At 72.7% G+C, this 13,357-nt stretch carries 16 protein-coding genes and 1 pseudogene; 6 read left to right on the plus strand and 11 right to left on the minus strand.

Features of this window, described 5'->3' with window-relative positions; translation table 11 throughout:
* Nucleotides 1-39: 39 nt before the first annotated feature.
* From map to J2W20_RS07290, 4 genes are all read right to left on the minus strand, one after another.
* On the minus strand, nt 40-822 hold the full coding sequence (map, locus tag J2W20_RS07275) for a type I methionyl aminopeptidase (protein ID WP_307005794.1): 783 nt from the start codon (nt 820-822) through the stop codon (nt 40-42).
* 28 nt (nt 823-850) lie between these two features.
* Complete coding sequence (locus J2W20_RS07280; RefSeq protein ID WP_307005795.1) at nt 851-1,855, minus strand: FUSC family protein; 1,005 nt, start codon at nt 1,853-1,855, stop codon at nt 851-853.
* Nucleotides 1,856-1,993: 138 nt separating this feature from the next.
* A complete protein-coding gene (locus J2W20_RS07285; RefSeq protein WP_307005796.1) occupies nt 1,994-3,337 on the minus strand; it encodes a sensor histidine kinase in 1,344 nt (447 codons plus the stop codon).
* Nucleotides 3,334-4,050, minus strand: a complete 717-nt coding sequence (locus tag J2W20_RS07290) for a response regulator transcription factor (protein ID WP_307005797.1) — start codon at nt 4,048-4,050, stop codon at nt 3,334-3,336. Before J2W20_RS07290 ends, J2W20_RS07285 begins: the two co-directional genes overlap by 4 nt.
* 170 nt (nt 4,051-4,220) lie before the next feature.
* On the opposite strand from J2W20_RS07290, the gene J2W20_RS07295 reads away from it, so the two are divergent.
* Nucleotides 4,221-4,952: a hypothetical protein gene (locus tag J2W20_RS07295; protein ID WP_307005798.1), complete on the plus strand. Its 732-nt coding sequence runs from the start codon at nt 4,221-4,223 to the stop codon at nt 4,950-4,952.
* A gap of 15 nt (nt 4,953-4,967) precedes the next feature.
* On the opposite strand, the gene J2W20_RS07300 is transcribed toward J2W20_RS07295, so the two are convergent.
* From J2W20_RS07300 to J2W20_RS07310, 3 genes are read right to left on the minus strand one after another with little or no spacing between them, the layout of a single operon-like run.
* Entirely contained in the window at nt 4,968-6,134 is a 1,167-nt protein-coding gene (locus J2W20_RS07300) for a cytochrome P450 (RefSeq protein ID WP_307005799.1), read from the minus strand.
* Entirely contained in the window at nt 6,131-7,207 is a 1,077-nt protein-coding gene (locus J2W20_RS07305) for a hypothetical protein (RefSeq protein ID WP_307005800.1), read from the minus strand. Before J2W20_RS07305 ends, J2W20_RS07300 begins: the two co-directional genes overlap by 4 nt.
* A gap of 15 nt (nt 7,208-7,222) precedes the next feature.
* Nucleotides 7,223-8,047, minus strand: a complete 825-nt coding sequence (locus J2W20_RS07310; RefSeq protein ID WP_307005801.1) for a slipin family protein — start codon at nt 8,045-8,047, stop codon at nt 7,223-7,225.
* Between the two features lie 201 nt (nt 8,048-8,248).
* Between J2W20_RS07310 and J2W20_RS07315 the strand changes: the two genes are divergently transcribed.
* Entirely contained in the window at nt 8,249-8,905 is a 657-nt protein-coding gene (locus J2W20_RS07315) for a hypothetical protein (protein WP_307005802.1), read from the plus strand.
* A 188-nt stretch (nt 8,906-9,093) separates the two neighbouring features.
* Nucleotides 9,094-9,273, plus strand: a pseudogene (locus J2W20_RS19200) (magnesium transporter CorA); the annotation flags it as partial.
* Here the strand turns inward: J2W20_RS19200 and J2W20_RS07320 are convergent.
* Nucleotides 9,198-9,470 carry a hypothetical protein gene (locus tag J2W20_RS07320; RefSeq protein ID WP_307005803.1) on the minus strand — a complete coding sequence of 91 codons (273 nt, stop codon included), beginning with the start codon at nt 9,468-9,470 and terminating at the stop codon, nt 9,198-9,200. The pseudogene J2W20_RS19200 and the gene J2W20_RS07320 overlap by 76 nt on opposite strands.
* Between J2W20_RS07320 and J2W20_RS07325 the strand changes: the two genes are divergently transcribed.
* The 3 genes from J2W20_RS07325 to J2W20_RS07335 all read left to right on the plus strand — a co-directional run bounded on the left by J2W20_RS07325 (nt 9,435) and on the right by J2W20_RS07335 (nt 11,047).
* Nucleotides 9,435-9,920, plus strand: a complete 486-nt coding sequence (locus tag J2W20_RS07325) for a magnesium transporter CorA family protein (protein ID WP_307005858.1) — start codon at nt 9,435-9,437, stop codon at nt 9,918-9,920. The two genes, J2W20_RS07320 and J2W20_RS07325, sit on opposite strands and share 36 nt — an antisense overlap.
* Nucleotides 9,921-9,922: 2 nt before the next feature.
* Nucleotides 9,923-10,582: a cyclodeaminase/cyclohydrolase family protein gene (locus tag J2W20_RS07330; RefSeq protein WP_307005805.1), complete on the plus strand. Its 660-nt coding sequence runs from the start codon at nt 9,923-9,925 to the stop codon at nt 10,580-10,582.
* A gap of 66 nt (nt 10,583-10,648) precedes the next feature.
* Entirely contained in the window at nt 10,649-11,047 is a 399-nt protein-coding gene (locus tag J2W20_RS07335; protein WP_307005806.1) for a YybH family protein, read from the plus strand.
* A gap of 58 nt (nt 11,048-11,105) precedes the next feature.
* Here J2W20_RS07335 and J2W20_RS07340 read toward each other — a convergent pair whose 3' ends face one another.
* The 3 genes from J2W20_RS07340 to J2W20_RS07350 all read right to left on the minus strand — a co-directional run bounded on the left by J2W20_RS07340 (nt 11,106) and on the right by J2W20_RS07350 (nt 13,349).
* Nucleotides 11,106-11,582, minus strand: a complete 477-nt coding sequence (locus J2W20_RS07340) for a hypothetical protein (RefSeq protein WP_307005808.1) — start codon at nt 11,580-11,582, stop codon at nt 11,106-11,108.
* A 474-nt stretch (nt 11,583-12,056) separates the two neighbouring features.
* Complete coding sequence (locus J2W20_RS07345; RefSeq protein ID WP_307005810.1) at nt 12,057-12,698, minus strand: hypothetical protein; 642 nt, start codon at nt 12,696-12,698, stop codon at nt 12,057-12,059.
* A gap of 144 nt (nt 12,699-12,842) precedes the next feature.
* A complete protein-coding gene (locus tag J2W20_RS07350; protein ID WP_307005811.1) occupies nt 12,843-13,349 on the minus strand; it encodes a hypothetical protein in 507 nt (168 codons plus the stop codon).
* Between the last annotated feature and the right edge of the window lie 8 nt (nt 13,350-13,357).

A 13,357-nucleotide genomic window follows, 5' to 3' on the forward strand; every position in this document is an offset into this window, starting at 1 on the left:
CTCGCCGAGGAGGGCCCCCGACCCCTCCACGATGTGCCTCTAGCGGCGGAGGTCCGCCGGCAGCGTCAGGATCTCGGCACCGTCCTCGGTGATGGCGATCGTGTGTTCACTGTGGGCCGTGCGGCATCCCGTGGCACTGCGCAGGGTCCACCCATCGGCGTCAGTGATGAGCTCGGCCGTGTCCTCCATGATCCACGGCTCCAGCGCCAGCAGCAGGCCAGGCCGCAGCCGGTAGCCCCGGCCCGGCCGTCCGCTGTTGGGCACGTGGGGGTCCTGGTGCATGCTGGTTCCGATGCCGTGGCCGCCGAACTGGGTGTTGACCGGATAGCCCTCGGCGCCCAGGACGCTCCCGATCGCGTTCGAGATGTCGCCGATGCGGGCCCCGGGCACCGCTGCGGTGATGCCGGCATCCAGGGCGCGTTCGGTGGCCCTGATCATCGCCGTGCTCTCCGGCCGCTCCGACTCGCCTACGAGGAAGCTGATCGCCGAGTCCGCGGCGATCCCGTCCTTGGTGACGGCGAGGTCGAGGGTGAGCAGATCGCCGTCGGCCAGCGCGTAGTCGTGGGGCATCCCGTGGAGCACGGCGTCATTGACGGCCGTGCAGACGTAGTGCCCGAACGGTCCCCGGCCGAACGGGGGCGCGTAGTCGACGTAGCAGGACAGCGCCCCGGCGTCGGCGATCATCGCCCGCGTCCAGCCGTCGATGTCGAGCAGGTTGGTGCCAGGAGTGCTGCGGGCCTTGAGGGCCTGCAGGATGTCCGCGACGAGCGCCCCGGTGCGCCTCGCCCGCTCCAGCTCCGTGGGGCTCAGGATCTCGACCATGTGATGCCTCTCGTTGTGCTCCTTGACCCTAGCCCATCGCCCGGACGCGGCGCGGCAGTCCCGCGTCGATGAGGACCACCGCGAACCCGACGAGTACTCCCAGGACGGTCTCGACGGCCCGGTCCGCGATCAGGGCCTGCGCCGGCCCGGGCAGCGCGAGCCGCGTCATGAGCAGGATCAGCGGCGTGAAGAAGAACAGGGCCAGGGCATAGTGGCGGGCCATGAAGAGCTCGGTGGGGAACTGCAGCGCAACGACCAGCGCGCCCATGACGAGCGGCGTGGGGTGGAAGGCGAGGATCGCGCCCGTCAGGCCGAGCCCGGCCAGCGTGCCGACCACTCGGTGCAGGCCCCGCCGCAGCCGACCGTGGAAGCCGGTGGCCGAGAGGGGGACCGCGGCGCCTGCCATGGCCCAGTGGGGGTGCCCGATGCCGAGCGCCAGCGCTGCCAGGCCGGCCGCCGAGACCGCGAGCACGTAGCCGCCGGCCCTCCGCGGGGACGGAGGCACCCGGGGCGGTCTGACCGCGGGGCGCACCGCGGCCCGGCGCGACGAGGCGCCGATCGCGATGGCGAACACGGCCGCGGCGAGGGCCACCGCGGTCGCGACGCCAGGGTCGGCGCGGTCGAGCGCGGCGCACGCTCCGAAGGCAAAGAGGGCGAAGAAGGGGCCCGCGGGACGGAACCCGACGCGATCGGCGGCCAGCGAGGCGAGTCCAGCGAACGCTGCCTCCGCGAGAACGAGCGTCACGGCCGGGGCCTGCAGGGCGGACAGCGCGGATCCGAGCCCGACGCCGGCCACGAGCAGCGCGCCTGCCGCGGACTGGTGCCGCAGCCGGACCGACCGGTTCGTGCCGCGACCGTACATTCCGGCGAAGCCGCCGAAGACTGCGTCGATCACGAGTTCCGGGTGTCCGGCCACGAGGAGCGCGGCCGTGGGGATTCCGACGCCCAGGACCATCCGCAGGGCGGGCCAGTGGTCCTCCTCCGCGGGGCCGAGGGACGCGAAGGCGCGCAGACGCGCCACCAGCAGCCGCACCGAGCACTCCCTTCGTTGCCACCGCGCCATCCGCCGGTGGGACACCTGCGTCTGGCGCAGGGCATGGGATCCCTGCTGCGTCCAGCATAGGCGCCGGGGCGCAGGGCCCGGGTGTCCAGAACGGGCCGGCACCGACGGTCAGAGCGCGGGCATCCGCAGTGCGAACGCCGCGCCGCCCTCCGGGGCATGGCCGGCGGCGAGCTCGGCCCCGAGCCGGGAGGCGAGTCGCGAGGCGATGGAGAGGCCGAGCCCGGTGCCCACCCTACGCTCGCCGGCGTACCTGTCGCGGAGCGCGCCGCGGTCGAAGGCCCTGCCCACGTCCTCCTCGCTCAGCCCGGGACCGCCGTCCCGCACCTCGAGCACCACGGCGCCGGGCTCCCGGCGTCCGGCCAGCACCACCGGGGCGCCGGCGGGCGCGGCGCGCAGGGCGTTCTCGACCAGGCCGTCCAGAAGCTGCCGGAGCCTCCTCGCGTCGGTGTCGACGCGGAGCGAGCCGGCTGCCTCGGCCCGCATCGCGATCCCCGCGGGCTCCCACACGCCGCGCCACGCCTCGACGACGGCGGGCAGCAGCTCCGCGGCGTCGACCTCGTGGACGTCGATGCGGAAGTCGTCCGCTTCGAGGCGGGCGAGCTCGAGCAGGTCCCGGACAAAGTGGTCCAGCCGTTCGGTCTCCGCGGAGAGGGTCCTGCCCACCCGCGGGACCTCCTCGGCCGGGATGACTCCGTCGGCGAGCGCCTCCGCGTACCCCTGGAGGGCCGTGAGGGGGGTACGCATCTCGTGCGAGACCGAGAGCAGGAATTCGCGCTGGCGTGCCTCGCTCGTCGCGAGCGATCCGTCGAGGGCCGCCAGTGCGCGGGAGACCTGGTCGATCTCAGCCGGCCCGCCGCCGTCGACCGCGACCCCCCGCTCGCCCCCCGCCAGCCGCCGCGCGGCGGAGGCCAGGCGGGTGAGCGGCGTCGCGACCCAGCGGGCCACGAGAGCCCCGCCGAGCACTGCGCACACGAACCCCAGGACGAGGGCCCAGGCGAGGCGTGCCACGAGCGGGCCGGCGGCCTGCGTCACGGCGGAGACCGGCTCGGCGAGGACCAGTCCGCCGCCGGCCGCGATGGGCCGGGCCTCGACGACCACGGGGGTCCCAGCGACGATCTCGGTCTGCGACACCGCCCGGCCGGCCCGGACCTTCGCCGCGGCGTCGGCACTGACGAGGCGCCGCCCCGCGCCGGTGACGGTGCCGTCCGGCTGGATGAGCGCGATCCGGCCGGCCTCTCCGAACGCGAGCTCGCGCAGGGAGGCCAAGTCGGTCACGCTGCCCGAGGCGCTGAGGGCGGTGGCCTCCCGGGCCAGGCTCGAGCGCGCCTGGTCGACGGCCGCGGACCGGATCAGCTGGGCCCCGACGAGGCCCGCGACGAGCGTTGCGGCGGCGGCGACGGCGGCCATGACCACGGTGACCCGGAAGTGCAGGGACCCGAACCAGCCCCTCACGGGCGCCGGTCCGGGTCGTCCGAGACGCTGTAGCCCACCCCGCGGGTCGTCCGGAGGGGACTCGCTGCGCCGAGCTTGGCGCGGAGCTGGGCCACGTGCACATCGACGGTCCGGCCGCCGCCGTAGTCCGCCTGGCCCCACACGGCCGCGAGGAGCTGCTCGCGGCTGAAGACGCGCCCGGGTTCGCACATGAGATGGGCGAGGAGATCGAATTCCATCGCCGTCAGGGAGAGGGGCCGGCCGTCCGCCTCGGCCGTGCGCCGCTCGAGGTCGAGCAGGACTGTCCCTACCCCCAGCACGCGCGGCGGCCGAGGGCCGGCCGCCCTCCGCAGCAGGCTCTTCACCCGCGCCACGAGCTCGCGCGGGGAGAACGGCTTGGTGAGGTAGTCGTCGGCCCCGAGCTCGAGGCCGAGCACCCGGTCCACCTCGTCATCGCGCGCGGTCACGAAGATCACCGGCGTCCAGTCGCCGGCCTCCCGCAGCCGCCGGCACACCTCGACCCCGTCGAGCCCCGGCAGCCCGACGTCGAGCACGATCGCCACCGGCCGCAGCTGCCGGACCCGCGCGAGCGCCGCCCCGCCGTCGCGCTCGACGTGCACCCCATAGCCGGCGCGGCTGAGGTAGAGGCGCTCGAGGTCGGCGATCGCGTGCTCGTCCTCGACCACGAGGACCAGCCCCCGTCCCTCGCCGGTGCTGCCGCTGCGATCTTCCACAGGTTCATTCAAACGCACGACGGCGCGTGGCGGCCGCCGCTGGGCGCCGACTTTACATTCCCCGAACATCCGCCGAACACCCCGCTTGCCTGGGTTCGCCATGCTGGGCAGCGGATCGGCGGACAGGTCCGATCCGGGCCGCCACCGACCGCGCTCCGAAAGGCACCATCATGTTCCCCCAGCCAGACCCCGCCACCTTCCCGCGGCGCCCCCGCCGACGCTGGGCCACCGGCGCCGCCTCCGCGCTCGCCGCCGTGCTCCTTGCGGGCGGCGGCACGGCCGTCGCACTCCAGGCCCACAGCACCCCGGTCCCGGCCGCGCAGGCACCACAGCCGCAGGCGGACGAGTCGCTGGCGGGCCTGACCTCGCTCGACGGCCTCGGCGCGGACGTCGCTGCGGCGGACTCTGGAGCTGCTGCCGTCCAGGACGCATCGCTCCTCCAGCCGGCAGTCCCCGCGGCGGCGGGTGCAGCGCCGTCGCCGAGCGCGGCTGCCTCCTCCGCGAAGCATCCGGCGAGGGCCGCGCTCCGGCGCGTGCTCGCCGTCGTGATCCGCCAGGACGGGAGCGCCCAGTACGGCCAGCATGCCCAGGCCGTGGCCCGGGCCGCCGCCAACCGCTTCCCGGCGGCCTTCCGGCACCTCCCCGCGAAGCTCCGCGATGACCTGTGGACCCTGGCGGGGGCCGCGCCCGGGCAGGAGGTCGCCGATGCGCAGGCCATCAAGGCGCACGCGCTCGACGGGACCTACGGCGCCGGCGTCAAGAAGCTCGCCGAGGCGATCCAGAAGGCCCCGGCGAAGCCGAAGAGTTCCTCCTCGCCATCGGCTCCTGTCTCGCCCTCGCCGTCGGCTCCCGCGCCGTCGGCTCCGGCCTCCCCGTCGCCGTCTCCCAGCGCCGGGAGCTGAGCGGCCTCCCGGGCGTCAGGCTGGCTGCCAGTGCACCGGCAGCTGTCGGGGCCCGAAGATGATCGTGCTGTCGATGCGCTCCAGGGGCGCGCCCGGCGCGAGGGACAGGCCCGGCAGGCGGGCCAGGAGGGCGGAGAGGGCGACGCGGGCCTCGAGCCGGGCCAGGGGCGCCCCGAGGCAGAAGTGGATGCCCTGCCCGAAGGCGAGGTGCCGGTTCGGGTGCCGCTCGAGGGTGAAGGCGTCCGGATCCGGGAACTGCCGGCCGTCGCGGTTCGCCGAGCCGATCCAGGCCGCCAGCCGGGACCCGGCGGGGATTGCGGTGCCGCCCACCACGGTGTCCTGGGTGGTGACCCGGAACATGGACTGGACGGGCGAGCGGAAGCGGAGCACCTCCTCGATCGCCGAGGGCAGGGCTCCGCTCTCGGCCCGGAGCCGGTCGATCGTGCCCGGCCACTCCGCGAACGTCAGCACGGCGTTGCCGAGGAGGTTGGTGGTCGTCTCGTTGCCGGCCACCAGCAGCAGGGCGCAGAAGCCCAACAGCTCCATCACGCTCAGGTGCTCGCCGTCGACCTGCGCGGCGAGCAGCCGGCTGATGAGGTCCTCTCCCGGATCGCGCCGCCGTCGTTCGATCATGGCAAAGAAGTACTCGGCCATCTCCTGCTGCGCCGCCGTCCGGCCGGGGCTGTCCTCGTAGTCGCGGACCTGGCTCACCACGGTGTCCGACCACCGCTTGAAGCGGTCGCGATCCTCGGCGGGGATGCCCATGAGCTCCGCGATGACGATCACGGGCAGCGGATAGGCGAAGTCGTCGATGAGGTCCATGGAGCCCGTGGCGCCCACCCGGTCGAGGAGCTCCTCGACGATCTCGGAGATGCGCGGTTCCAGGGCGGCCACCGCCCGCGGTGTGAACGCCTCGGAGACCAGGGACCTGAGCTGGCGGTGCCTCGGAGGGTCCGTGCTGATGAGGCTCGAGGCGAAGAGGTGGTCCTGGTCCGGCTCTCGGCCTCCCCGCATCCTGGAGGAGAAGACGGCGTGCTCGGAGAGCGCCCGCTGGACGTCGTCGTACCGGAAGAGGTGCCAGACACCCTGTGCGGCGTCGAACAGCACGGGGGAGTCCTCCCGGAGCTCCCGGTAGAGCGGGAAGGGGTCGAAACGTGCCGGCAGTTCGGACACGAGGCTCATGGTTCCTCCAGGGCATCGGGGCGACGGTGCACGAGGAGCGCAGCGATCGCCAGCGTTTCGAGGGCGGTCCAGACGAGGATTCCGGCCCAGATCTCCGGGGAGAAGCTGAGCCGACCGTCCGCGGAGGCCACTGCCGCGAAGTAGGGGCCCCAGAAGAGCGGGGGCGCGAGGGCCGCCGCGGCGCGCAGGCGGACGCGCCGGTCCGGACGTGGCCTCAGGACGAGCCACGTGAGGCAGACCAGGGCCGCACCCACGGCCGCCGCGAGGACAAGCCGCGCGTCGCGGAACGCGACCATGGCCTGCAGGGCCACCGACGGCACGAAGGTCAGCAGCGCCGGCACGAGGGCCGGGAGCCGCCACCGGGACGCCGCCAGCAGGATGGGGACGAAGAGCGCGGCCGTTGAGACGAGGAACGAGCCCAGGGCCACGATGGTGCTCGCCGACGTTGCCGGCAGGACGGGCCTGACCCCGCCGACGGGCGGCCCGTAGGTCTGGATGAGCCCGTGGCGCGCGAAGACCGCGAATTCCTGGAGGATGAAGATGGCGACCATGCCGCACAGGGCGGCGCTGACGAGGGCCGTGGTGAGCCGGGCCGGCGTCGTCCGTCCGGGCGGCGCGGCAGTGGCGGCAGCAAACGGTGCGCCCAGGATGAGGAAGCCGCCCGTGGCCAGCCCGAGATGGGAGGGGCTGAAGAGCGCCTTGATGTCCTGCTCGATGCCGAACACCGAATGCCACGCGAGATCCGCCACCCCGGAGACGAGGAAGAGGACGACGCCGATGGCGGCCCCTCCGTAGCCGGCGGGGACGGCGTCCATCCACCGGCTCCCCCGACGGCGGCGGCGCCACACGAGGAAGCCGATCCACACCGCGTTCGCTGCGAAGCCCGAATACAGGACCGCGTGCCACGGCGTGAAGAACGTCTCGAGGTGCGCCAGGTTGTTGTGGGCCCATCCGTCGACGTAGGTCCCGGTCAGGAGCCACAGCCCGGCCACGAGGGACAGGGTGTCCTCGGCTGCCGTGGTGGCCCGGCGCGCCGGGACTGGGGCTCCGGGGAGGGCAGGGGCTGACGTCATGTCCATCGGCACGCCTCACGCGGCCTTGACGGGGGACTTCGCATCGCCGGGGGCCACGGTCGAGGCGGCCTGGTTCTCCCGGGCGATGAAGGCCGACAGCTCTCCGATCATGCTCATCAGCGGGGCGGGGAAGACCACCGTGGTGTTCTTGTCGACCCCGATCTCCACGAGGCTCTGGAGGTTGCGCAGCTGCAGGGCGAGCGGGTGGGCCATCATCGTGTCGGAGGCCTGGCCCAGGGCTGTGGCTGAGATCGCCTCCCCCTCCGCGGCGATGATCTTGGCCCTCTTCTCCCGTTCGGCCTCGGCCTGCCGCGCCATGGCCCGCTTCATGCTCTCGGGCAGCTGGATGTCCTTCAATTCCACGAGGGTGACCTCGACGCCCCAATCGGTGGTCAGGACGTCGAGGATCTGGCGGATGTCGGCGTTGATGCGGCCGGTCTCCGAGAGCGTCTGGTCCAGCGTGTGCTGGCCCACCACCTTGCGGAGGGTGGTCTGGGCGATCTGGTCGATGGCGGCGGCCACGTTCTCGATGGCGACGACGGACTTCACGGCGTCCACCACCCGGTAGTAGGCGACGGCCGAGACGTCGACGCTGACGTTGTCCTGGGTGATGATGCCCTGCGACTGGATCGGCATGGTCACGATCCTCAGGCTCACCAGGGGCAGGCGGTCGACGACCGGGATGATGAACCGGAGCCCGGGCAGCCGCACCCCGACGACCCTGCCGAGGCGGAACAGGACCCCCTGTTCGTACTGCCGGACGATCCGGACCGACATCCTCGCCGCGACGAGGACCACCACGATGACGATGATGAGGACGGTCAGGGAGACGGCGTCCATCGCGATCCCTCCTTGGAGCGCGGACCGCAGGAGGTTCCCCGTCGGGCAGCGCAACGGTCCTGGCGTCCATCTTCCCCGCGGCCGGCCGGAAGGGTTAGGGGCGGACGGCCCTCGAGCACGCAAGACGTCGGCCCCGGCCTGCCCACCGTTACGGCGCGCCGACGCCGGGCTCCGCCGCGCACGGCTTACATATGGAGGGCTATGAATGCTCTCCGCCTCCTTGCCTCCGCGTCGTCCGTCGCCGCCCTCCTGACCGCAACCACCGCCTGTTCCGCCGCCTCCATCGGGACCGCCATCGACGCCGGCGGCCACGCCGCCCCGGCGTCGGCCCAGCCGTCGGAGCCCGCCGGCCAGGGGCAGATCAAGGAGGTCCACTCACCCTCCCAGGTCGCCCTCGACGAGCAGCTGGCGCCCGGCCACTGCCAGGCGCGGGCGGTCGATGCGACTGCGGGGAAGTACCTGCCCGACCCGGCCTGCACGCCGGGCGCGGTGGACCCGGCGGTCACGCAGGCCACGATCGACTCGACCATCTGCAAGGCGGGCTACACCGCTGCCGTGAGGCCGTCGTCGGCGGCCACCGCGAAGGTGAAGGCCGAGAGCCTGCGGGAGTACGGCGAGAGCGCGTCCCCCACGACGGAGTATGACCATCTGGTCAGCCTCGAGCTCGGAGGCTCGAACTCCGTCTCCAACCTCTGGCCCGAACCCAACAGGCCCGGCGCCGCCGGCACGACCAACCCCAAGGACGCCGTGGAGAACACGCTGCACCGAGCCGTCTGCGCGCACACGGTCCGGCTCGCGGCCGCCCAGACCGCCATCGCGCACGACTGGACCACTGCCCTCCACGTCCTCGGCCTCTGACCCCCGGACCCAGCTGGCCCCAAGGTCGGCCTGACTAGGATTGCGGAATGGTTCGTACCCGCCTGTACCGCGACGGCAAGGTCGAGCGCGAGGACCTCGCACTCGAGGAGATCGAAGGGCTCCTCGGCGAGGATGGCGCGACGGTCTGGATCGACTACGAGTCGCCCAGCGATGACGACCTCGGCGCTATGGAGACGATCCTCGGACTCCACCGCCTCGCCGTCGAGGACGCGCTCCATGACCACCAGCGTCCCAAGCTCGACCGCTACCGCACGCACCTGTTCCTGGCCGCCTATGAGGCCTCGCTCGCACCCGAGGGCAGTGACCTGGCCGTGAACGAGGTCAAGGCGTTCATCACCCGGCGTGCCCTCGTGACCGTGCACGGGCCGGGCTTCTCGCCCGAGCAGCTCATGGAGCGCTGGGACCGGGAAACTGACGTCGCGGGCCACGGGGTGGCCTTCCTGCTCTGGGGCTCATCGACCTGCTCGTCGACGGCCATTTCGACGTCGTCCAGGAGCTTGACGAGCGCATCGAGGACCTCGAGGACGCGCTCTTCGACGACCATTCCTCGGACCACGACCTGCAGCGGCGCTCGTTCGAGCTCCGCAAGGCCCTCGTGCGGCTCCGCAGGGTCGTCCTCCCGATGCGCGAGGTCCTCAACACGGTCCTGCGCCGGGACCTCGAGATCGCAGACCCGGCAATGCAGCCGTTCTTCCAGGACGTCTACGACCACGTCCTGCGGGCCTCCGACTGGACCGAGTCGCTGCGGGACATGGTCAGCAGCATCCTCGAGACCCACATCAGCATCCAGGGCAACCGGATGAACCTCGTCATGAAGAAGCTCACGAGCTGGGCCGCGATCATCGCTGTCCCCACCGCCGTCACCGGGTTCTTCGGGCAGAACGTGCCCTTCCTCGGATTCCAGAGCACCCTCGGGCTCGTCCTGTCGCTGAGCATGATCGTCGGCGGCGGCGTCGGGCTGTACATCCTCTTCCGCCGCAAGGAATGGATCTGATCGTGGACGAACGCCAGACTGCCACCACCCGCTCCTCGACGGTCGAGGCCTGGACCGACGCCCTCGCGCAGTCGACCGGCTCGCCCGGCGGCGGTGCCGGAACCGGCGTCATGCTCGCGGTCGCGGCCTCCCTGACGTCCATGGTCGCCGGCTACACCGAAGCGGACGGGCCGCGCCGCGCTGAAGTGGACGGCCTGCGGGAGAGGGCGCAGTCCCTCCGCGGGACCGCCCTCCGGCTGGCCGACGAGGATGCCGCGGCCTCGCGCGCCTTCGGCGCTGCCTTCCGCATGAAGCCGGGTCCCCAGCGGGACGAGGCCATCCACCGGGCGTGCGTCGACGCCGCCAAGGCGTCCGCCGTCCTCGGCGAGCACGCCGTCGGGGCGATCGATGACCTGGCGTGGCTGGCGGCCAACGGCAACCGCGCCCTCATCGCCGACGTCGTGGTCGCCTTCGGCGCGCTCCGGGCCGCCGTGGCCGGTGCCCGCACGAATGTCAGCTTCGATCTGGCATCGCTGCGGTCGGCCGGGAAGAGCCTCGAGGAGGTCCGGGACCTGCACCCGGATCTGTGGGAGAGCGTCGAACAGCTTGAGCGCGCGATCGCCCGCATCGACAGCCTGACCGCCGACGTCGACGGGCGCGCGGCCCCCACGGGCACCGTCTGACCGTCCGCGGAGCACTCCCTGGCCGCGCCGTTGCCACGGTGACGGCCGCGGACGTACCGTGACGGAGTGACCGACCTGGAGGACTTCCTCACCTGGGTCAGGACCACCCTGCGTGACGCGGAGGTGGCCCTGCACAACGGCGACGCCGGTCCCCGCAGGGCCATCTGGGCCAGCGATGAGCCCGTCAGCATCCTGGGCGCATGGCGGAACGCGTACGGACACCGCGAGGTCGAGGAGGTGTTCGGCTTCCTCGAGCAGAGCTTCTCGGACTGCACGGCCTACGAATTCGAGCTCCAGGTGTACGACGTGGTGGGAGACGCGGCCTACACCGTGGGGCTGGAGCACACTTCAGTGTCGGTCGACGGAGAGCCGCGCACCTACACGCTGCGCGCGACCCAGGTCTACCGGCGCGAGGGCGGAGTCTGGAAGGTCGCCCACCGCCACGCGGACACGGTGACGGACTAGCGCTGCCCGAGAACCGGCGCCCCTGATGGGGTCGGGCAGCAACGCCCCCGCCGGTGGGTCAGGAGGCTGGCGCGACGGGGCCGTCCGCGCCGGGGAGGGGGAGGGGCTCCCCGTGCACCGTGACGATCTTGCCGGTCCGCTCGGCAAGGAGTTCGAGGAGCTCGACCGGGGCGGAGGCACTGGCCAGCGCAGCGGCGCGCGCGACGTCGTCGGGGACGTGCTCAGCAGCGAGCACCACCCGGTGGGCCACCGGCAGGCGGTTGCGTTCCGTCGTCCAGAGGTCGAGCGCCCGGGCGAGCTGGTCGGTGTCGGCGTCGCCAGCCTGCACCTCCACGATCAGACGCGTCCCGTCGGCCGGGTCGAAGAGGATGACGGCGAACTGCTCGGGGCCGCTGCGGGGGACGGCGCGTTCGAAGCGGGGCATGCCGTCGGTGAGGTCGAGGAGGACCGGGCTTTCTTCGATGCGGGCGGCGAGCCACGCGGCGTCGAGGCCGAGCGCGTGGAGGGCCGAGCTGCGGTGCTGGGGCGTGCTCACGCCCGGATCCTATGTGCGCAGCGAGGACGCGCGCGGGAGCCGGGGCCGGTGCGCGGTGAACAGAGAGCCCGCAACCGGCTGCGGCGTTTCACTGGGGGAGGTGCCGGGTAGGAGTGCGGTTGAGCTTCCTCTCCCGATCAAGGATCCTCATCGCGGATTGGTAATCCGCACCCCGTGGAGGGGCCCCGGCAGCTGGGGCCCCTCCATTTCTGTGCCGGGAGCTGTCCGGGGGCGCCCGTCCGGGCTACTGCAGGACGGCGGGCGTTTCGAGCCCGGTGCGTTCGCGGGGGCAGCCCTGTCGCGGGCGGGTCCGCTCTGGTAGAACGGTGGCAGCGTGCGACGTCCGACCCCTGCTGTGTCGATCGCGTGCGTGCGCCGGGGGGCGTCCGACTGGCGCCCGGCCCATCAGGGCCATTGGCCGGTCGGGCGCCTTCTGGGCGCACGGGCGCCGGCGTCGCCAGGCACCGGTCGCCCTCAGCTGGCCTTCTCGTTGGCGAGGTCGATGATCCACTTGGGGGTATCGACGCGCAGCCGCCTGTCCAGGGTGACCCGGGCCTTCGCCGCGGCGATCTGGACGCGGCGGTCGCGGCTACTGGAGGACCGGCGCCGCACCGGGGCGGCGCCGTCGGACTTGGGGACCGGCGCCTTCTCCGTCATGCTCGTCGTCACTCTCCTCGATGCCTGTGCGGTCATCTCGCCTTCCCCGTCATTGTCCGGGCGCCCCGCGGCTCCGTCCACCACCCGGGATCCGGTATCGACGCCGCCCAGCGCCGACTCCGCTTCGAAGACCTCGAGGGGGTCGGCCGTGGCGACCTTGAGGAGCTCGAGCTCCTCCTCGGCGGCCAGCTTGCTGCGGCCGAGCACCTCGATGGCCTTCTGGCCCATTTCCGCCTGGTCAGGGTCGCTTGAAAGGGAGGAGTCAATGGCCCACTGCGCCCGTCGCCACCACTCGGCCTGATTGTCTGCCCGGCTCCGCTCCTTGAGGGTCTGCCACGCGATCCACGCCGCAATGATGGCCGCGAGCAGGGGAGCATAGGGCGCCAGCGTCTGCCACCACGGGGCAGGGTCCGTGTGGACTACTACGTCCAGCGGACTTGGGCTGGGGATCGGCGGCACGCTCACAGCCTAGCGATCCGTCGCCTTGACCTCGGCGAGCGCTCCCGGCAGGTCCGCACGAACCGGTTCGCCTCGATCCTCGGGATGGAGCCCGGGCCATCCTCTGCTGGGCGACGGCGGTTTCGCCGGGGCCCTTGCCCTCGATCAGACGGACGCGGCGAGTTCATAGGCGTACGGCGGGGATGCCCTCTGTGGGTCGAGCGGGGTCAGCACAGCGTGGGCACGGCTGCCGCTGCGATAGGTCGTGGACCACGACAACGTGCTGCCGTCCCCGCCCTTCTGCTCGGCCGTCCAGCCGTTGAGTGCGGCGCTCCGCGTGAAGTAGTCCGAGACGGTCTGGGGTGTCAGCGCGCTGGTGAAGTCGACCGTGCAGCGGCCGCCGCCGCGCGGGTCATCGAGCGCCGGGGTGCACTTCTGAGCGGTCCTGGTCGACCCCGGGGGCAGGTGGACGAAGAAGAGATCGGTGGCCAGGTTGTAGAGCTCATGCTCTGCGACGGCGGGCGAGGCCGGGGACGCCGTGCTGATCCGGCCCGCACCGCCGGGCGCTGCCTGGAGGCCGGCCGCCGTGGTGCAGCCCGTGAGAACGATCGCTACGGATATGGCCAGCGTTGCTGAGCCCCAGCCCCTGTTCATCCTCCGGATGACCCCCATGGCGGGAG

Source organism: Sinomonas atrocyanea (genome assembly GCF_030812675.1).
In the GTDB taxonomy this organism is placed as follows: domain Bacteria; phylum Actinomycetota; class Actinomycetes; order Actinomycetales; family Micrococcaceae; genus Sinomonas; species Sinomonas atrocyanea_B.